Origin of the sequence: Micromonospora sp. HUAS YX12, assembly GCF_040215685.1 — a bacterium.
GTDB lineage: Bacteria > Actinomycetota > Actinomycetes > Mycobacteriales > Micromonosporaceae > Micromonospora > Micromonospora tulbaghiae.
This window is the reverse complement of the sequence record NZ_CP157974.1, coordinates 6,475,810-6,495,338: the sequence shown is the minus strand read 5'-3', so window position 1 is coordinate 6,495,338 and position 19,529 is coordinate 6,475,810. Positions and strand designations below refer to the sequence as shown.

The 19,529-nt window shown below is 74.5% G+C and carries 13 protein-coding genes; 10 read left to right on the top strand and 3 right to left on the bottom strand.

The genetic code is table 11. The features are described from left to right. Positions 1 to 140: 140 nt before the first annotated feature. The 5 genes from ABIH81_RS30730 to ABIH81_RS30710 all read left to right on the top strand — a co-directional run bounded on the left by ABIH81_RS30730 (position 141) and on the right by ABIH81_RS30710 (position 7,370). Complete coding sequence (locus ABIH81_RS30730; protein ID WP_349878321.1) at positions 141 to 2,192, top strand: APC family permease; 2,052 nt, start codon at positions 141 to 143, stop codon at positions 2,190 to 2,192. After that, positions 2,189 to 3,448 (top strand): TRAM domain-containing protein, encoded by a 1,260-nt coding sequence (locus ABIH81_RS30725; RefSeq protein WP_349878320.1) that lies wholly within the window; start codon positions 2,189 to 2,191, stop codon positions 3,446 to 3,448. Before ABIH81_RS30730 ends, ABIH81_RS30725 begins: the two co-directional genes overlap by 4 nt. A 98-nt stretch (positions 3,449 to 3,546) precedes the next feature. Next, entirely contained in the window at positions 3,547 to 4,722 is a 1,176-nt protein-coding gene (locus tag ABIH81_RS30720) for an anhydro-N-acetylmuramic acid kinase (RefSeq protein ID WP_349878319.1), read from the top strand. 58 nt (positions 4,723 to 4,780) lie between these two features. After that, positions 4,781 to 6,724, top strand: a complete 1,944-nt coding sequence (dxs, locus tag ABIH81_RS30715; protein WP_349878318.1) for a 1-deoxy-D-xylulose-5-phosphate synthase — start codon at positions 4,781 to 4,783, stop codon at positions 6,722 to 6,724. 139 nt (positions 6,725 to 6,863) lie between these two features. After that, positions 6,864 to 7,370 carry a GNAT family N-acetyltransferase gene (locus ABIH81_RS30710; RefSeq protein WP_349878317.1) on the top strand — a complete coding sequence of 169 codons (507 nt, stop codon included), beginning with the start codon at positions 6,864 to 6,866 and terminating at the stop codon, positions 7,368 to 7,370. Positions 7,371 to 7,471: 101 nt separating this feature from the next. Here ABIH81_RS30710 and ABIH81_RS30705 read toward each other — a convergent pair whose 3' ends face one another. Continuing rightward, positions 7,472 to 8,662, bottom strand: coding sequence for a hypothetical protein (locus tag ABIH81_RS30705; protein WP_349878316.1), 1,191 nt, complete (start codon positions 8,660 to 8,662; stop codon positions 7,472 to 7,474). A 156-nt stretch (positions 8,663 to 8,818) separates the two neighbouring features. Between ABIH81_RS30705 and ABIH81_RS30700 the strand changes: the two genes are divergently transcribed. Together ABIH81_RS30700 and ABIH81_RS30695 are read left to right on the top strand one after the other, a co-directional pair. Further along, entirely contained in the window at positions 8,819 to 10,750 is a 1,932-nt protein-coding gene (locus ABIH81_RS30700) for a hypothetical protein (protein ID WP_349878315.1), read from the top strand. Continuing rightward, positions 10,708 to 12,492 (top strand): hypothetical protein, encoded by a 1,785-nt coding sequence (locus tag ABIH81_RS30695; RefSeq protein WP_349878314.1) that lies wholly within the window; start codon positions 10,708 to 10,710, stop codon positions 12,490 to 12,492. The genes ABIH81_RS30700 and ABIH81_RS30695 overlap by 43 nt, the downstream gene beginning before the upstream one ends. Before the next feature lie 12 nt (positions 12,493 to 12,504). Here the strand turns inward: ABIH81_RS30695 and ABIH81_RS30690 are convergent, their stop codons facing one another. Then, positions 12,505 to 14,367: a hypothetical protein gene (locus ABIH81_RS30690; protein WP_349881252.1), complete on the bottom strand. Its 1,863-nt coding sequence runs from the start codon at positions 14,365 to 14,367 to the stop codon at positions 12,505 to 12,507. Between the two features lie 93 nt (positions 14,368 to 14,460). Here ABIH81_RS30690 and ABIH81_RS30685 point away from each other — a divergent pair, with 93 nt between their 5' ends. Next, a complete protein-coding gene (locus ABIH81_RS30685) occupies positions 14,461 to 15,717 on the top strand; it encodes a PQQ-binding-like beta-propeller repeat protein (RefSeq protein WP_349878313.1) in 1,257 nt (418 codons plus the stop codon). A gap of 124 nt (positions 15,718 to 15,841) precedes the next feature. Here ABIH81_RS30685 and ABIH81_RS30680 read toward each other — a convergent pair whose 3' ends face one another. Continuing rightward, positions 15,842 to 17,215, bottom strand: a complete 1,374-nt coding sequence (locus ABIH81_RS30680; protein WP_349878312.1) for a peptidase C39 family protein — start codon at positions 17,213 to 17,215, stop codon at positions 15,842 to 15,844. Between the two features lie 441 nt (positions 17,216 to 17,656). Between ABIH81_RS30680 and ABIH81_RS30675 the strand changes: the two genes are divergently transcribed. Continuing rightward, positions 17,657 to 18,325 carry a response regulator transcription factor gene (locus tag ABIH81_RS30675; protein WP_018788976.1) on the top strand — a complete coding sequence of 223 codons (669 nt, stop codon included), beginning with the start codon at positions 17,657 to 17,659 and terminating at the stop codon, positions 18,323 to 18,325. Further along, entirely contained in the window at positions 18,322 to 19,479 is a 1,158-nt protein-coding gene (locus ABIH81_RS30670) for a HAMP domain-containing sensor histidine kinase (protein ID WP_349878311.1), read from the top strand. Before ABIH81_RS30675 ends, ABIH81_RS30670 begins: the two co-directional genes overlap by 4 nt. The last annotated feature ends 50 nt before the right edge of the window (positions 19,480 to 19,529 follow it).

Here is a 19,529-nt window from a genome sequence, read left to right as displayed (position 1 = left end):
CGGTGCCGCCCGCCGACCCGTCGTCTGCGAGCCTGCCACGTCCCGCCCCGGACAGGGGGACCGACCGTACCGCGCGGGCCCGCGCACCGGTGATCGACCACCCCCGCGCCCGGCGCCCGGTGGTCGTACGCTTGGCGGTTGTGGCCCGACCCACCTCGCTGCTGAAGCGACTCCTCCTCGGTCGACCGTTCCGGTCCGACCGCCTCCAGCACACCCTGCTGCCGAAGCGCATCGCGCTGCCGGTCTTCGCCTCGGATGCGCTCTCCAGCGTCGCGTACGCCCCGGACGAGATCCTCCTGACGCTGTCCATCGCCGGCGCCTCGGCGTTCTTCTTCTCGCCGTGGGTCGCGCTCGCGGTCGTCGTGGTCATGCTGACGGTGGTGGCGAGCTACCGGCAGAACGTGCACGCCTACCCCTCCGGCGGCGGCGACTACGAGGTGGCGACGGTCAACCTCGGCCCCAAGGCCGGCCTCGCGGTGGCGAGCGCGCTGCTCGTCGACTACGTGCTCACCGTCGCCGTCTCGGTCTCCTCCGGCGTGGCGAACCTCGGCTCGGTGGTGCCGTTCGTGGCCACCCACAAGGTGCTCATCGCGGTCAGCGCGGTGGTGCTGCTCACCGCGATCAACCTGCGCGGCCTGCGCGAGTCGGGCACCGCCTTCGCCATCCCCACGTACGGCTTCGTGATCGTGATCGGCGGCATGCTGCTGACCGGGCTGATCCGCATCTTCGTGCTCGGCGACGACCTGCGCGCGCCGAGCGCCGGCCTGGAGATCCAGGCCGAGCACAGCGTCACCGGGTTCGCGCTGGTGTTCCTGCTGCTGCGTACGTTCTCCTCCGGCTGCGCCGCGCTCACCGGCGTGGAGGCGATCTCCAACGGCGTACCGGCGTTCAAGAGCCCGAAGTCGAAGAACGCGGCGACCACGCTGCTGCTGCTCGGCGGCATCGCGGTGGCCATGCTCGTCGGCATCATCTGGCTGGCCCGCCTCACCGGCCTCCAGTTCGTCGAGGATCCGAGCAGGCAGATCGTCTCCGGCCCGGACGGGTACGTGCAGAAGACGGTCACCACGCAGCTCGGCGAGACCGTGTTCGGCGGCGGCTCGGTGCTGCTCTACGTGGTCGCCGGGATGACCGCGCTGATCCTGTTCCTGGCCGCGAACACCGCCTTCAACGGCTTCCCGGTGCTCGGCTCGATCCTCGCGCAGGACCGCTACCTGCCCCGCCAGCTGCACACCCGCGGCGACCGGCTGGCGTTCTCCAACGGCATCCTCTTCCTGGCCGTCTTCGCGGTGGTGCTGATCGTCGGCTTCCAGGCTGAGGTGACCAAGCTCATCCAGCTCTACATCGTCGGGGTGTTCGTCTCGTTCACGCTCTCCCAGGCCGGCATGATCCGGCACTGGAACCGGCACCTGCGCCACGAGCGCGACCCGGAGGCGCGCCGCCGGATGATCCGCTCCCGGGCGATCAACACGTTCGGCATGGCCATGACCGGCGTCGTGCTGATCATCGTGCTGGCCACCAAGTTCCTGCTCGGCGCCTGGATCGCGATCGTCGCGATGGCCGTGATGTACGTGGTGATGCTCGGCATCCGCCGCCACTACGACCGGATCGCCGAGGAGCTGGAGCCGACCGAGCAGCGGGGCGTGCTGCCCGCCCGCAACCACGCCATCGTGCTGGTGAGCAAGCTGCACAAGCCGACGCTGCGGGCCGTCGCGTACGCCCGGGCCACCCGGCCGGACACGCTCACCGCGGTCACCGTGAACGTGGACGAGCAGGACACCCGCGACCTCCAGGCCGACTGGGAGCGCCGCGAGCTGCCGGTGCCGCTCACCGTGATCGACTCCCCGTACCGGGAGATCACCCGTCCGATCCTCGACTTCGTCGCGTCGGTGCGCCGGGAGTCGCCCCGCGACGTGGTCACCGTCTTCATTCCCGAGTACGTGGTGGGGCGCTGGTGGGAGAACCTGCTGCACAACCAGAGCGCGCTGCGGCTCAAGGGCCGGCTGCTGTTCGAGCCGGGCGTGATGGTCACCAGCGTGCCGTGGCAGCTCGCCTCCACCGCGAGCAAGAACCTGGACCGGCTGGACGCCACGCTGAGCCGCGGCCCGGCGCGCGGCCCCCGGGTGGCGCCGCAGAGCACCCTGCCGCCGCCGGTGGCGTCCACACCCTCCGCCGAGCGGGAGGAGCAGCCATGAGCGCCGTAGACCGCCCCGGTCCGGTGGCCGAGCGGCCCGGGCTGGAGGAGGCCGAGCGGGTCGAGCTGACAGTCGACACGGTCGCGCCGGGCGGGCACTGCGTGGCCCGGGTCGGCGGGCAGGTGGTCTTCGTCCGGCACGCGCTGCCCGGGGAGCGGGTGGTGGCCGAGGTGACCGAGCTGCACCGGGGCTTCGCCCGCGCCGACGCGGTGGAGATCCTGGACGCCTCGCCGGACCGGGTCACCCCGCCGTGCCCGTACGCCCGGCCGGGCCGGTGCGGCGGCTGCGACCTCCAGCACGTCGCCCCGGCCGCCCAGCTCGACTGGAAGCTGGCGGTGGTGCGCGAGCAGCTCACCCGGCTGGGCGGCCTCACCGCGGAGCAGATCGACGCGCTCGGCGTACGGATCGAGGCGCTGCCCGGCGGGCCGCTGGGCTGGCGTTCCCGGGTCCGCTACGCGGTCGACGCGGCCGGCCGGGCGGGGCTGCTCAAGCACCGCTCGCACGAGGTGGTGCCGATCGAGCGGTGCCTGATCGCGCACCCGGCGATCCAGGAGCTGCCGGTGCTCCCGCCCACCGGCGCCCGCTGGCCGGACGCCGACGCGGTGGAGACGGTCGCCAGCACCGGCGGGGACGTCGCCGTGGTCGCGTACACCGATGGGGTTCCGACGGCGGTGAGCGGGCCGGAGCGGGTCCGGGAGACGGCGGCCGGGCGGTCCTTCACGCTGCCCGCCTCCGGGTTCTGGCAGGTGCACCCGGCCGCGGCGGACGCGCTGACCGGCGCGGTCCTCGACCTGCTCGACCCGCGGCCCGGCGAGACGGCCTGGGACCTGTACGGCGGGGCCGGCCTGTTCGCCGCCGCGCTCGCCGGACGGGCCGGCGGCGCCCGGGTGACGCTCGTCGAGTCGGCGCCGGACGGGGTGGCCGCGGCCCGGGAGAACCTGGCCGGCCTGGCCGGCGTCGAGGTGGTGGCGGCCCGGGTGGAGACCGCGCTGTCCCGGCGGCGGATCACCGGCCCGGTCGACCTGGTGGTGCTCGACCCGCCGCGCTCCGGCGCGGGCGCCCCGGTGGTCCGTGCGGTGGCGGCCGCCGGGCCGCGCGCGGTCGCCTACGTGGCCTGCGACCCGGCCGCCTTCGCCCGGGACGTGCGCACGTTCACCGAGGCGGGATGGCGGCTGGCCGAGCTTCGTGGCTTCGACCTGTTCCCGATGACCCAGCACGTGGAGCTGGTGGGCCTGTTCCTGCCCCCGCAGCGTTGATCTTGTCCCGGGCTCCGCGCGTTGATCGCGTTAATAAGGGGCCCTTTCACTACCGGATCCGTTAAAGAGGGGGCCCTTCCTTGCGCATCGTCGGGCTGATGTCGGGCACGTCCTACGACGGCGTGGACGTGGTCGCGGCCGAGTTCACCGCCGACGGCGACACGCTGCGGCTGCGGCCGCTCGGGCACCGGGAGCTGGCGTACCCGGACGACCTGCGGGCCGAGATCGGCGCGCTGCTGCCCCCGGCGGCCACCACGATCGAGGCGGTCTGCCGCCTGGACAACCGGCTCGGCGAGGTGTTCGCGGAGGCGGCGGCGGCCGGCGTCGAACTGGCCGGGGGCACTGCGGACGCGGTCGTGTCGCCCGGCCAGACCGTCTTCCACTGGGTGCAGGACGGCCGGGTGCGCGGCACGCTCCAGCTCGGCGCGCCGGCCCGGGTGGCCGCCCGGGTGGGCGTACCGGTGCTGCACGACCTGCGCTCGGCGGACGTGGCGGCCGGCGGTCAGGGCGCGCCGCTGGTCCCGGCGTTCGACGCGCTGCTGCTCGACCCGGCTCCCGCCCCGCGCGCAGCGAGGGGCGCGGCCAGCACAGCGGCCCGGGCCTCATTGAACTTGGGTGGGATCGCGAACCTCACAGTGGTCGCGCCCGGCGCGCCCGTCCTCGGGTACGACGTGGGCCCGGCCAACGCGCTGCTGGACGCCGCCGCCCGCCGCTTCCTGGACCGGCCCTGCGACGTCGACGGCGCGCGGGCCGCGGCCGGGCGGGTGCACGAGGCGCTGCTGGCCCGGCTGCTCGCCGAGCCGTACTACGCCGCGCTGCCGCCCAAGTCCACGGGCAAGGAGCTGTTCCACGGTGGCTACCTGGACGCCGCGCTGGCCGCGCTCGACGAGCCGGTGGACGCCGACGACGTGCTGGCCACGCTCACCGAGCTGACCGCCCGCACGGTGGCCGACGCCTGCGACCGGCATAGGGTGACCGAGGTGGTCGCCGCCGGCGGGGGAGTGCGCAATCCCACACTCCGGGCGCGGCTGGCCGCGCTCGGCGAGGGGCGCTGGCGGCTGCGCACCACCGACGAGCTGGGCGTGCCCGCCCAGGCCAAGGAGGCGTACGCGTTCGCGCTGCTGGGCTGGCTGTCCTGGCACGGGCTGCCGGGCGCGGTGCCGTCGGTGACCGGGGCGTCCCGGGCCGCCGTGCTCGGCTCCTGGACCCCGGCCGGGCCGTCCGCCGCCGCGCCGCGCCCACCCGCGCCCCGCAGGCTGGTGGTGGATGCCTGACCTGGGTCGATGCACGGCCGGGCTGCGGACTGTTCCGCGGCCGATAGACTCTCCGGTCATGAGTGTTGAAGAGGGCACGGCCAACCAGGGTCGGCTGCTGGGCACCGTCCGCGGCCCGCAGGACGTGAAGCGGATGACCACCGAGCAGCTGGACATCCTCGCCGCCGAGATCCGTGACTTCCTGATCGCCAAGGTCTCCCGCACCGGCGGGCACGTCGGCCCCAACCTCGGTGTGGTCGAGCTGACCCTGGCGATGCACCGGGTCTTCGACTCCCCGCGTGACCGGCTCCTCTTCGACACCGGACACCAGGCGTACGTGCACAAGATCCTCACCGGCCGGCAGGAGGGCTTCGACAAGCTCCGCCAGCGCGGTGGCCTCTCCGGCTACCCCAGCCAGGCGGAGAGCGAGCACGACCTGATCGAGAACTCGCACGCCTCCACCGCCCTGTCGTACGCCGACGGGCTGGCCAAGGCGTACGCGCTGCGCGGCGAGAAGCGCTCAGTGGTCGCCGTCGTCGGCGACGGCGCGCTCACCGGCGGCATGTGCTGGGAGGCGCTGAACAACATCGCCACCGCCGGCAACCCCCTCGTCATCGTGGTCAACGACAACGGCCGGTCCTACTCGCCGACCATCGGCGGCCTCGCCGACCACCTGTCCTCGCTGCGGCTCAACCCCGGCTACGAGAAGGTGCTCGACACCGTCAAGGACGCGCTGGGCAACACCCCGTTCGTCGGCAAGCCGATGTACGAGGTGCTGCACGCGGTCAAGAAGGGCATCAAGGACGCGGTCGCCCCGCAGGCCATGTTCGAGGACCTCGGCATCAAGTACGTCGGCCCGGTCGACGGCCACGACGTACCGGCGGTCGAGGCGGCGCTGCGCGCGGCGAAGAACTTCGGCGGCCCGGTGATCGTGCACGCGGTCACCCGCAAGGGCTACGGCTACCGTCCCGCCGAGGACGACGAGGCCGACTGCCTGCACGGCCCCGGCGCGTTCGACGCCGAGACCGGCAAGCTGCTCGCCGTGCCGTCGGTGAAGTGGACGAACGTCTTCGCCGACGAGCTGGTCGCGATCGCCGACGAGCGCCCCGACGTGGTCGGCATCACCGCCGCCATGGCCGAGCCCACCGGCATCGCCACGCTCGCCCGCAGGTACCCGGAGCGGGTGTACGACGTGGGCATCGCCGAGCAGCACGCCGCCACCTCCGCGGCCGGTCTGGCCATGGGCGGGCTGCACCCGGTGGTCGCGGTCTACGCCACGTTCCTCAACCGCGCGTTCGACCAGGTGCTGCTGGACGTGGCGATGCACAAGCTGCCGGTCACGTTCGTGCTGGACCGGGCCGGCATCACCGGCCCGGACGGGCCGAGCCACTACGGCATCTGGGACATGTCGGTCTTCGGCGTGGTGCCCGGTCTGCGGATCGCCGCGCCCCGCGACTCGGCCACGCTGCGCGAGGAGCTGCGCGAGGCGATCGCCGTGGACGACGGCCCGACGATCCTGCGCTTCCCGACCGGCACCGTCGCCGCCGACCTGCCCGCCGTACGCCGGGTCGGCCCGGTCGACGTGCTGGCCGAGTCGGCGCGTACCGACGTGCTGCTGGTCGCGGTCGGCTCGTTCGCCGGCCTCGGCGTCGAGGTCGCCGCCCGGGTCGCCGAGCAGGGGTACGGCGTCACTGTGGTCGACCCGCGCTGGGTGCGCCCGGTGCCGGCCGAACTGGTCGAGCTGGCCGCCGGGCACCGGCTCGTGGTCACCGTCGAGGACGGCGTGCGCATCGGCGGCGTCGGTTCCGCGCTGGCCCAGGCGATGCGCGACGCCGACGTCCGCGTACCGGTCAAGGATCTCGGCGTACCGGCCGGCTGGCACCCGCACGGCACCCGCGCGCAGATCCTGGCCGACCTGCGGCTGACCGCGCAGGACGTGGCGCGCGACGTCACCGGCTGGATCTCCGGCCTGGACGCCGCCCCGGTCGACCCGGCCCCCAACGGAGCCCGAGCCCAGAGCTGACCCGCCCCTTGGGGTTCGCGCTCGGCGCCCGCGTTGATCTTGCACTTGCGGCCCTCCTGATGTCGGCTTCGCCCGATTTCGGAGGGCCGCAACCGCAAGATCGCCGGATCTCTGATCTCTGATGCCCAGGGAGGGTCTTGTGGAGGTGCGGGAGGCCGGGCTCGGGGATCTTTCGGGGATCGTCGGGTTGCACAGCCGGGCGCGGGTCGCCTACTACGGGGCCGGTGGGCTGCCGATCGGGGAGATCCTCACTCCGGAGCTGGCTCGGGAGCAACGCGAGGGCTGGGCGGCGGCGATCACCTCGGCGCGCAAGCAGGTGCGGTGCGCCATCGTGGACGGCACCCTGGCCGGCGTGCTCGCCATGGGGCCGCCGCACTCGTCCGGGCTGGATCCGCGTACGACCGCGCAGCTCTACCAGATCCACGTCGATCCGGAGCTCTGGGGCCGAGGCGTGGGGAGTGCGCTGCACGCGCTGTTCGTGCGGCACCTTCAGGACGAGGGGCTGGTGCGGGGCGTGCTGGAGGTGTGGGAGCGCAACACCCGGGCCCGCGCGTTCTACACGCGCCACGGCTGGCTCCCCGACGGCACCTCCCGCCCCGGCCCGGCCCGAGCCCCCTACCTCGGCATGCACCTGACCCACCCCTAGCCCTGTTGACCAAGGAGTTCGGGTGCGCGAGGCGCCGCCTGGGTGACACAAACTCCTTGATCACCGGGGGGTAACGGGGGAGGGGAGGGCGGGGAGTGCGGTCAGGGGGTGGGGAGGGAGCGGTACCAGGTCTTCTCGGTGCCGGCCAGGCTGAACGTCTGCCTCTGGTCGGTGTGCTCGACCACCACCAGGCCGGGACGGTCGACCAGCCGGGTCGTGCCGGGCGGGGCGGAGAACGAGGCGTCCCGGGTACGCCAGGACAGCACCGCCAGCGGCCGGCCCGGCATCGGCAGGTGGTACGCCTGAAGCGTGGTGGACCGGTCGGCGGGGGAGACCACCGGAGTGCCGCCGTCGGCCGGCCGATAGACCACCGCTGTCATCGTCCCGGCCGAGGTATCCCAGCTGAGCTGCTCCAACTCGCCCGGCTCGCCGTCACCGAGAGCCACCGAGCCGAGCGAACGGGTCGCGATCTTCGCCATCGGCCAGGACTCCGGCGCGGAGCGGGGCGCCTCGCGGTCGCCGATGCGGCGCGGCACACTGCCGAACGGACCCCGCTCACCGGCCAGCACGCAGGTGTCCAGTCCGGTCAGGGCGCGCCTGCCGGCGCCCGTCTCGTCGCGTACCAGGGGGTAGCGGGGCGCTTCGGTGGCCGTACCCAGGTCGAGGACGCGGTCCGCGGCCCGGCCGCGCGGCAGCGACGGCGTGGGCCGCAGCGTCGCGGTCAGTTCGACGGCCCGGCAGGCCGGTACGGCGACCGGGTCGGTGACGCCGTCGGTGCTGCCGAGCACCGTGCCGTCGGGTCCGGTCAGGCGTTCGACGCGGGCCGAGGTGAGGTAGCGGCGACCGGCCGGCTCCCGCACCGGCAGCACGTCGGAGTAGACCAGGTAACCGGGGTCGGTGTACTCGGTGGCGTGGACGACCCGCCAGCGCTGCCCGTCCCGGTCGAGTTGCAGCAGCCAGGAGGCGGCCTCACCGGGCACGTCGGCGGCGACGAGCGCGAGCGCCGAACCGGCGACCTGACCGGAGAAGAGGATGCCGGAGGTGGGCACGTGCACCCGGTCCTCCACGGGGGAGCGCCAGTCGCGTACCGCTGTGGTGATCGCGGCGGTGGCCTCGGCGTCGCGGGCGAGGCTGCCGCGCGGCGGCCACACCGCGAGGGTGCCGTCCAGACTGTCGTAGCCGACCCGCAGGTCCGCCGGCTGCCGTTCGGCGACCGGCCCGCAACCGGCCGTGACCAGCAGCAGAGCTGCCAGCGCGGTGCCCGTCGTAGCGCCTCGGCGGGCTGAAAGCACCCTGATCCCCTCGCCGGTCGTCGGTCGGAAGCCCACATGGTACGAGACGACCGGTCACCCGGCCGCGCCCGGCTCACCCTTTCGGCCGATCGGCCGCTGCGGAACGTGACGGGCGATTCGGGTACCAATATCCGGCTCCGGTAGACTCCGCCGACTGTGACGCCTGCCGAGACCCGCGGCGCCTCGACGCCGGACGCCGCCGCCCCGACGGGCCACCGCGCCGTCACCCTGGAACCACCACCGGTCACCGTCGCCGCCGAGCCGGAGCCGCCGACCACCACCACGCCGGAAGCGCCGGCCACGCCCGAGGCGCCGGCCACGCCGGGCGCACGGCGCGCGCGCCGGTGGCGGTGGACCCGCCGCCGGATCGACCTCACGGTGTACGGCGGATTCCTGCTCGCCGCGATCTGGGTGACCAGCGGCATCTGGGTCGACCCGGCCGGGCGGGTGGCCGCGCTCTACAGCAGCGACCCGGCGCAGGTGCAGTTCTTCCTGGCCCACTCGGTACGGGTGGTGCTGCACGGCGAGTTCCCGTTCTTCACCGAGCAGTTCAACTACCCCGACGGCGTCAACCTGATGGCGAACACCGCCATCCTGGCGCTGGGCATCCCGATGGTGCCGGTGACCCTCCTGTTCGGACCGGCGGTCACCTTCGTCACGCTGGTCACGCTCGGCCTGGCCGGCACCGCCGCGGCCTGGTACCGGGTGCTGTCCCGGCATCTGATCCGGCACCGCCCGGCCGCCGCCGTGGCGGCCTGGTTCTGCGGGTTCTCGCCGGCCATGTTGTCGCACGCCAACTGGCATCCGAACATCATCAGCCAGTTCCTGCTGCCGTTCATCGTGTGGCGGGTGCTGGTGCTGACCCGGTCGGCCCGGCCGGTCCGCGACGGCGTGCTGCTGGCGCTGCTGGTCACCGCGCAGGCGTTCATCAACGAGGAGATCCTGCTCTTCACCGCGCTCGCACTGGGCGTGTTCCTGATCGCCGTGGTGGTGCAGCAGCGCGAGCGGTGGACGACCGCCTGGCGGCCGCTCGGCGCCGGGCTGGCGGTCTGCGCGGCGCTGGCCGGGGCGCTGCTGGCGTACCCGCTGTGGGTGCAGTTCGCCGGGCCGATGGCCTACCACGGGCTCAGCGACGCGGTGCGCGACTACGGCAACGACATCGCCGCGTTCTTCGCGCCCGGCTCGCCCACGTTCGGCGGCAACGAGCGCGCCAACGTCAACCTCGCGCCGAACTACTCGGAGGAGAACGCGTTCTTCGGCTGGAGCCTGTCGCTGCTGGTCGTCGGCATCGTGGTGTGGCTGCGGCGGGACGTGATCGTCCGCGCGCTCGCCGCCACCGGGCTGTTCTTCGCCGTGCTCTCCCTCGGCGAGCGGATCTCCTGGTGGGACCGGGAGATCGCCACCGGCCCGTGGGAGCTGCTGGTACGGCTGCCGCTGCTCGACGCCGTGGTGCCGACCCGCTTCGGCCTGATCACCGGAGTGACGGTGGCGATCCTGCTCGCGTACGCGGTTCGGCGCGTCTGGGCGCTGCGCGGCGTGGACCGGCGTACCGCCCGCAAGCTCACCGCCGCCGGCCTGGTCCTCGCGCTGCTGCCGATCGCGCCGATGCCGTTGCAGGTCACCACGCGGGAGCCGGTGCCGGAGTTCATCACCGCCGACCGGTGGCGCAAGTACGTCGGGCCGGACCAGACGCTCGTCTCCGTGCCGGTGCCCGCGATGGGCAACACCGACCCGATGCGCTGGGCGGCCAGCACCAACCTCGACTTCAAGATCCCCGGCGGCTACTTCCTCGCGCCGCGCAACGGCGTCACCGGCGACCCCGGACGCTTCGGCGGGCGGCCCAGCGGCATCGGCGAGATGTTGCGGGAGGTATCGTCCACCGGCCGCACGCCGAAGCTGGACGATCGGCAGCGCCGTCGCTACCTGGACGAGCTGCGGCACTGGAACGCGGCGGTGGTGGTGCTGCCGCGCGACGAGCAGAACGCCGAGCCGCTGCGCCGCACCGTGGAGCAGCTGGTCGGCCCCGGACGGCAGGAGCTGGACGTGTGGCTGTGGGACGTGCGGAAACTGACCAGCCGGTCCGCCTGACCGAACCGGCGGTCCCCGCCCCCGCGCCCCGCCGCCGCCGGCCCCGCCCGGCCGACGTGCTGGTGGTGGCCGGCTACCTCGGTCTCGCCGTCCTGCTCACCACCGGCCAGTGGCGCCGGCCGGAACGGCTGTTCCACCAGGCCGGCGACCAGATGCTGTTCGAGTGGATGCTGGCCCGGGCCGCCCGTGCGGTCACCGGCGGCGAGAACCCCCTCTGGAGCGGCGCCCTGAACGCCCCGGACGGGGTGAACCTGATGGCGAACACGTCGGTGCTCGGGCTGGGCGTGCCGCTCACCCCGGTCACCGTCGCGTTCGGCTCCCAGGCGGCCTTCCTCGTCGCCGTGACGCTCAGCCTCGCCGGCACCGCCACCGCCTGGTACGCGCTGCTCGCCCGCCGGCTGGTCCGCTCCCGGGCCGCCGCCGCGGTGGGCGGCCTGTTCTGCGGCTTCGCCCCGGGCATGGTCGCGCAGGCCGGGGCGCACCTGCACATGGCCGCCCAGTTCCTGGTGCCGGTGATCCTCGCGCTGGTGTTCCGGCCGGCCACCGACCGGGTCCGGCGCGACGGCGTGCTGCTCGGGCTGGCCGTCGCGTACCAGGTGTTCCTCGGCGAGGAGGTGCTGGTCTTCCTGGCGCTCGCAGCCGGGGTGTTCGCCGGGGCGTACGCGCTGGCCGACCGGGCCGCCGCCCGCCGGCTCGCGCCCGTGGTGGCCCGCCGGCTGGGCATCGGCGCGCTGGTGGCGGGCGTGCTGCTGGCGTACCCGCTGTGGTTCCAGTTCGCCGGGCCGGGCCACTACCGCGGCATGCCGTTCCACACCGAGGGCTACCGGCTGGACGTGGTCTCGTTCGCCACCACCGCCCGGCAGTCCGTCGCCGGGGACGCCCGCCGGGCCGGGCTGCTGTCGCCGAACCCGACCGAGCAGAACTCGTTCTTCGGGCCGTTCCTGCCGCTGCTGGCCGTACTCGTGGTGGTGCGGCTGTGGCGGCGGCCGCTGGTGCGCGCGCTCGCCGCGTGCGGCCTGCTGTTCGCGTTGCTGTCGCTCGGTTCCCCGGTGGTGGTGAACCGGCACGACACCGGGCTGCCCGGCCCGTACCGCCTGCTCGCCGGGGTGCCGCTGCTGGACCTGGTGGTGCCGGCGCGGTTCGCGCTGGTCTGCGTACCGGTGCTCGGGGTGCTGCTGGCGCTCGCAGTGGACCGGGTCCGGCGCGGCGGCGTGCGCACCTGGGCGCCGTGGGCCGGCGCGGTCGCCGCCGCGCTGCTGCCGCTGGCGCCGACGCCGATCCGCACGGTGCCGGTCCCGCCGGTCCCGGCCGTGGTGTCCGGCGGCGGCTGGCGGGAGTACGTGCCGCCGGGCCGGACGCTGGTGCCGGTGCCGCCGGTGACCGGGGCGGCGGTCAGCCCCGCCATGTTCTGGTCGGCGCGCACCGCGCTGGCGTTCGACGCGCCGGGCGGCTATTTCATCGGCCCGCGGTCGGCAGGCGACCCGGCGGCCCGCTGGGGCGCGCCGGACCGGCCCACGTCGCTGCTGCTGCGCCGGGCCGCCGAGACCGGCCGGGTGCCGCCGGTCGGTGAGACGGAACGCCGGCAGGCGGTCGACGACCTGCGGCACTGGCGGGCGGCGGCGCTGGTGCAGGCCGACTCGTCACCCGGCGACCCGGTACGTGCCACAGTGGACGCGCTGGTCGGCCCCGGCCGGGACGTGCCCGGCGGGTACCTGTGGGACGTCCGCCCGCTCGTCGGCTGACGACGCCGGCCGTCACACCCGGTCGCGGACGTCCCAGATCCACACGTCGTCCACCCGCTGCGGCGGGCCGAGCAGCTCGGCCATCAGGTCGCGCAGCACCGCCTCGCGGGGGCCGGACCCGAGCACCACCACCGAGGCCCGCCAGAAGCGCAGGTCGTCCACGGCCTGGCGGCGGTTCTCCTCGGTGATCTCCGGCACCTCGTTGGCGTCCATCGTGGAGTAGATGAGCGTGCTGGTGGGGCGGTTCGGGGCGCCGAACACGCCCTCGCCGCGCTCGTTCGGGCCGATGAAGTAGCCACCCGGGATCGGGAACTCGTGCCCGGTCAGCGCGCTCCAGCGCAGCGTGTGCAGCCCGTGCACGTTGCTCGGGATCGGCACCGGCACCAGCGTGCGGCCCTCCGGCACGTACGGCCGCCAGCCGCCGGCGGTGATGAAGTGCGGCGGCGGGTCGATCCGCTCGGCCGGCAGCGGACGCGGGGTCAGCGGCACCACGGCGGCGACGATGGCGACGAGCCCGGCCAGGCGCAGCACCCGGCGGCGCGTGTCGCGCGCGGCCGTCCCGCCGTCGTCCCCGCCGTCGTCGGCGCCGGAGCGGGGGGCGGGTACCGGCGGGCGGCCGGCACCGGCGAGCGTGTCCCATGCCAGGGCGAGCAGCACGCCGACGGCGGCCACCACGATCAGGCTCAACCGGGTCGGCATCATCATCTCGACCAGCGGCAGGTCGTCCGGCACGTACGCCCACGGCCCGTCGATGTCGGTCTCCGCGCCGTTGAACCGTACGACCGGGCCGATCGAGGCGATCGTGAACACGACCACCAGCACGGCCAGGATCCGGGCCGGCACCGAGCGGCGGACCAGCAGCACCAGCGCGGCCAGCGCCACCAGCACCAGCGGCCAGCCGAACCAGGTGTTCTGCTCGGTCAGGCCGATGGTCTTCTCCACCGCCTCGTCACCGGCGATCGTGTCCCGGGCGAACGTGACGAAGGCGACCAGGTCCTCGCCCCAGTTGTGGAAGACGCCGCCCTGCAACCCCCGGTAGGACTGCGGGCCGTTGAACTGGAACCAGATCGGGTACGCGGTCAGCAGCAGCGCCACGCCGCCGCCGAGACCGAGCGCGGCCAGGAACGACCCGGCCCGCTCGCGGGCCGCGCGGGGCCGCTGCACCGCGTACGCCACCACGACGACCAGGCAGGCCAGCGCGGTGAGCAGCAGCATCTCCTCGTTGATGAAGATCTGGTACGCCACCAGCAACCCGAGCGCCAGCCCGTTGCGCCGCCAGCGGCCCGGCTCGCCCAGCCGCAGCACCCGCGCCACGATCAGCGGCAGCAGGAAGTTCGACACGAAGTTGGGCTGTCCGTTGGCGTGGTGCACGATGCCCGGCGCGAACCCGAGGAACGCGCCGCCGACGAACGCCGCGGCCCGGGAGCGGACCAGGTGCCGGGACAGCACCCAGTACGACGTGGCGGCGGTCGCGGACAGCGCGGCGCCCAGGTAGAGCGCGTACATCACCTGCGGGCCGAGCAGCAGCGTCAGCGGCGCCAGCGGCAACGTCACCCCGAGCAGCGAGGTGTTCGCCATCATGTTCACCCCGTCCGGCGCGTTCTGCCGGGTGGTGAACAGCGGGTTCTCCAGGTGCTGCACCGAGTACGCGCCGTGCGCGAACAGCCACTCGAACCAGCTGTGGTCGGTGGGCAGGTGCGAGGAGACGCGGTGCTCGACGTCGCCCCAGTAGTTGAGGCAGACGAGAACGCCGAGGAGCACATAGGCTCCGATGGCCAGCACGTCGGCGCGGGCCGGCCGGCGACGGGCGCGGCGTGGCGGGTCGCCCACGACGGCGTCCGCCTCGACGGACGAGGGGTTCAACGAGGGGTCCACCACGGGCACGGCCACGACGCGCCATCGTACAGGCGGTTCGTCACGCGGCCGGTCACGGCCGGGCGGCGGCCCGGCGCGCGGGAGAGGGTGGTCGTGACCGTCATCGATCTGGGGGAGATGCGCGACGACGCCTCGCCAGGTCCGGCGCTCCGCCCGCCGCGTGCGGTCGGGCGGCCGTTCCGGAGCCTGGTGGTGTTGCTGGTGACGCTGCTCACGCTCACCGCCGCGGCACCGCCACGAGGCCCGGTGCAGTGGACGCTGCCCGGCGGGCTGGGATCGGCCGTGTTCGTCTCCGGCGACGTGGTGTACGTGGTGCGGCCGGACCGCGGAGCCGCCGGTGGCGGGCGGGAACTCGTCGCGTATCGGGGAGACCGGGAGCGGTGGCGCAGCCCGCTGCCCGGCGCCGGCACCGCGGTGTCGGTGTGGGAGCAGGACGGCCGGGTGATGGTGGTCGGCCGGAGCGGCGACGACACGGACTGGGAGACGGTGACGTACGACGCGGCCACCGGCGCGGACGCATGGCGCCGGCGCGGAATCGCGTTCGCGGTGGGCCGGGTGCTGCTGATGCAGTCGGCCGCATCCGACACCAGTCCGTCGATCACCGGGGTGGACCCGGCCGGCGGCCGTACGTTGTGGACGGTGCCGATGACGGGCGCGCTCGGATTCGACTTCGGGCGGCCCGGGGCGGAACGCGTGGTGTTGTCCCCGGCGACCGGGCAGACGGTGGTCGTGGACGCGCGCACCGGCGCGCGGCTCGTGGCCCGCGACCTGCACCCGGTGCGACGGCCCGGCCCGCGCCGGTTTCAGATCGCCCGCGGGCTGCTGCTGGAGATCCGCGACGCCGGTGGGGTCATCGAGGCGTACGACCTGAACACGCTCCGGCGGCGCTGGACCGTCGAGCAGAAGCTCGTCGGGTACGTCGACAGCTGCGGCGCCCTGCTCTGCGCCGTTAGGCAGGCCGGCGGGATGACAGCGCTCGACCCGGCGACCGGCGCGGTGCGCTGGACGGTGGACCGGTGGGCGGGCGCGGCGGCGGCGCGAGGTGGCCGGCTGCTCGTCGGCGCCCTCGACACCGACGCCGACGGCGGCCTGGCGGTGCTCGGCCAGGACGACGGGCATCTCGTCGCCGACCTGGGCGGCTGGACCCTGGTCCCGCAGCACGAGTCCGGCGCCCCGCTGCTGGCCACCCGGCCGCTGGGCGGCGGGCGCCAACTGCTGGCCGAGCTGAACCTGTCCGGCGATCCACCCCGCGACCGGGGCGTGCTCACCGGCACCGACTGCACCACCGGCGTGACGCTGCTGGTCTGCCGCAGGCCCGGCGGCGACTTCGTGGTGCGGCGGCTGCCGTGAGCCCGGTGATCGAACTGGGGGAGATGCGGCACGGCGAGTCCGCCGGCGAGCCGCCCGCCCCGCCGCCCCGCCGGCCGCCGGGCCGCCGCACGGATCCGGGGAATCCTGGCCGGTCGGCCGCTGATCACCAGTTGGCCTGCGCCGGAGGTGGCGGCAGCGGCGTCGACTCCGGGCGCAGCACGTACGCGATCCCGCCGCTGCCCGCCTGCCAGGCGCTCTCGAACGGCCCGCGCGGCACGGTGCGGCGCACCCGCTCGTCGTCCGGGGCGTACGGGTCGTTGAGCACCGGGTCGCCGTCGGCGGTGAAGCCGGCCAGCACCATGAGGTGTCCCCGGGTGTCGTAGTCCAGGCCGGGTACCTGACCGGCGGTGAACGCGGCCGAGACGACCAGCGGGATGCCGGCGGCCACGAACCGTTCCGCCTCGGCCAGCGAGCGCAGCCGGGTGACGAAGGCGTCCACCCCGTGCGTCGCCGCGTACGCGGTGTTGAACGGCCAGTTGCCCGGCCCGCCGAAGGCGTGGTCGTAGCAGTGCCGGGCGGCGTGCACCACCTGCGGGCGCGGGCCGGGCGGCGCCACCCAGGCGTACCGGTCCGGGGTGGGGCCGGCGCCCCAGAAGTCGAGCACCATCGACACGCAGGTGGGGCTGCACCAGGAGTCGCCGCCGCCACCCCAGCGGGTCTCCCCGACGGCGTGCAGCCGTTGCGCGTACCGCGGCACGTCCAGCACCCGTCCCCAGGCGCCGGCATCTCCGACGCCTGGGGACGGCGGGTCAGCGGCCGCCGCGCTGCCGGCCTGCGTGTCACCGGCCGGGTCGGTGGAGGCGACCACGCCCACCGTGCGCAGCACCGGGCCGGCGGGCGCGTCGAGCCGTCGGAGCAGGGTCATCCGGACCTGCCAGGCGGTCACTGTCGCGCCGGTCACCCGCAGCGTGTCGGCGGCCACCCGCGCCCGGTCGTCCTCCTGCCCGGGTACTGACGCGCGGTGCACGGCGCTGTCGTCGGCGGCCCAGTGGCCCAGCTCGTACCAGCCGGTGGTGGCCGTGCCGCCGGCCCAGCCGCGCAGCTCGGCCCGCAGCCAGCAGCCGGGCGGGGTGTCGGCGGTCCAGGAGGGCACCAGCTCGGTGACGGCGAAGCCGACGGGCGTCACGGGGGAGGTCCAGGTGCCGGCGGCGTACTCGGCCGTGCTACCGGAGTGCGGGTCGGTGTGCGTGACCCGGCCGGCCGCGCCGTCGGGCGTCAGGCCGTCCGGCCCGGCGCGCAGCCCGTCCGCACGCCCCCGGTCACGGTCCCGGTCACGGTCCCGGTCCCGGTCCCGGTCCCGGTCCCGGTCCCGGTCCCGGTCCGCCGGGAAGCGGAACCGGCGGTACGCGATGTCGCGGCCGCTCATCGGGAACCCGTCCGGTGTGGCCGTGACCGGTGGCTGCTGCACGTGTCGATCATTGCCGCCGAGCATCGCGTACCCGAAGGTCTTCTGCAACGGCGGCCCGTGCCGCCGCACGCGGCGATCGACCTGTCGTGCTGTAACCGACCGTAGTCGTAGCGCGCCCGCAGCACTGTCTCCCGCGCGCCCTTTGCTCTGCAACCACTGGCGCATCGGTGACCCGCGGCTACCGCTGCGCATGAGGCTGCAGAGCAAAGGGCGCGGTGGGGTATCTCCGGCGGTGGCGACCGCATCGGCGTTTCTGCTGGTCAAGGAGATATGGCCCGCTCGCCGTCCCGTTTGGCCGAGCGAGCACCCATCACGCTGCGTGACACGGCGGTGAACCAGTGCCAAAGTTACGAAGAGTTACACCCTGGGTTCCGGGGTGGCCGGAGCGCACCACCGCGCGCTCCCCAGTGGTGCGCCTCGACGGCCGTCTCGGGGTCCGGCTCGGCTCCTCCGGCGGCGGGCTTTGCCGGCCGCACTAGGTTGTCAGGGGTCACGAGGTGGGAGGCCGGGATGCGGGTACTGGTGGTCGAGGACGAGCGGAACCTCGCCGACGCGATCGCGCGCGGGCTGCGCAAGCGCGGGATGGCGGTCGACGTCGCCTACGACGGCGACGCCGGGCACGAGGCGGCGTTCGTCACCCGCTACGACGTGGTGATCCTGGACCGCGACCTGCCCGGCGTGCACGGCGACCGGATCTGCGCCGACCTGGCCGCCTCCGGCGCGCTGACCCGGGTGCTGATGCTGACCGCCAGCGGCACCGTCGCCGACCGGGTGGAGGGGTTGCAGCTCGGCGCCGACGACTATCTGGCCAAGCCGTTCGCGTTCGACGAGCTGGTGGCCCGGGTGCAGGCGCTCGGCCGCCGCGCCACCCCGGCCGCGCCGCCGGTGCTGGAGGTGGCCGATCTGGTGCTCGACCCGGCCCGGCGGGTGGTGAGCCGGGGCGGCGTGCCGCTCGACCTCACCAACAAGGAGTTCGGCGTGCTCGCCGAGCTGCTCAAGGCGCGCGGCGCCGTGGTCTCCAGCGAGGAGCTGCTGGAGCGGGTCTGGGACGCCAACACCGACCCGTTCACCACCATCGTCCGGGTCACCGTGATGACACTGCGCAAGAAGCTCGGCGACCCGCCGCTCATCGACACGGTTGTCGGTGCGGGCTACCGCATCGGCGGGGTACGCCAGTGAGCGCGCGCCGGGTGCGGCCGACGCTGCGGCTGCGGCTGACCCTGCTCAACGGCGTGCTGCTGGTCGGCGCCGGGGCGATCCTGGTGCTGCTCGCCTGGCTGCTGGTCCGCGACGCGCTGCGCCCCACCGACGAGCTGCTGCCCGGCACCACTGTGGTGCTCACCGACGGGCGCACGCTCGACGCCGGGCAGTGGCAGCGGCAACTGGTCGACGCCGCGTCACAGGAACTGCTGGTCAAGGGGCTGCTCGCGCTGCTGGCGATCAGCGTGGTCGGGGTGGCCGGGGCGTACCTGGTGGCCGGCCGGGCGCTGCGCCCGCTGCACCAGGTCACCGCCACCGCCCGCCGGCTCGGCGAGGCCACGCTCGACGAGCGGATCGGCTGGTCCGGCGCCGACGACGAGGTGGCCGAGCTGGCCGAGACGTTCGACGCCATGCTCGACCGGATCAGCGGCGCGTTCGAGGCGCAGAAGCGGTTCGTCGCGAACGCCTCGCACGAGCTGCGGACACCGCTGGCGGTGATGCGTACCGAAATCGACGTGACGCTCAGCGACGACGACGCCGACCTCGCCGAGTACCGCCGCATGGCCGGCGTGGTGCGCGACGCCTCCGAGCGCGCCAACGGCCTTGTCGACGCGCTGCTGGTGCTGGCGCGCAGCGAGGCGCAGACCGGACGGCGGCTCGCCCGGCGCGCCGAGTCGGACCTCGCCATCGGCACCGCGAACGCGCTGTCCGCCGTCTCCCGGGAGGTGGAGCGCATCGGCCTGAAGGTGCACACCTCGCTGCGCCCGGCGCCGGTGATCGGTGACCCCGGCCTGCTCGACCGGCTCGCCGGCAACCTGGTGGAGAACGCGGTCCGCTACAACCACCTGCACGGCCGGATCTGGGTCCGCACCGGCACCGACGGGGAACGGTCCTGGCTGGTGGTGGGGAACACCGGCTTCGAGGTCGCCCCGGCCGACGTACCCGGGCTGTTCGAGCCGTTCCGGCGCGGCGGCCAGGAACGCACCGGCGCGCGCGGCTCCGGTCTCGGCCTGTCGATCGTGCGGGCCGTCAGCGACGCGCACGGCGGCACGGTCAAGGCGGTCGCCCAGCCCGGCGGCGGCCTGGAGGTGACAGTCACGCTTCCGTCGGCCGACCCGGCGGCGGCCACCTGACCGCCGCCCCGGCACGCCCGGCCGGTGAGGCGGCCTCACCTTTTCGTGCG

Excerpts from the sequence above, each read along its gene's own strand:
- ABIH81_RS30725 (WP_349878320.1), top strand. The coding sequence starts at position 2,189 with ATGAGCGCCGTAGACCGCCCCGGTCCGGTGGCCGAGCGGCCCGGGCTG.
- ABIH81_RS30720 (WP_349878319.1), top strand. The coding sequence starts at position 3,547 with ATGTCGGGCACGTCCTACGACGGCGTGGACGTGGTCGCGGCCGAGTTC.
- dxs (WP_349878318.1), top strand. The coding sequence starts at position 4,781 with ATGAGTGTTGAAGAGGGCACGGCCAACCAGGGTCGGCTGCTGGGCACC.
- ABIH81_RS30675 (WP_018788976.1), top strand. The coding sequence starts at position 17,657 with ATGCGGGTACTGGTGGTCGAGGACGAGCGGAACCTCGCCGACGCGATC.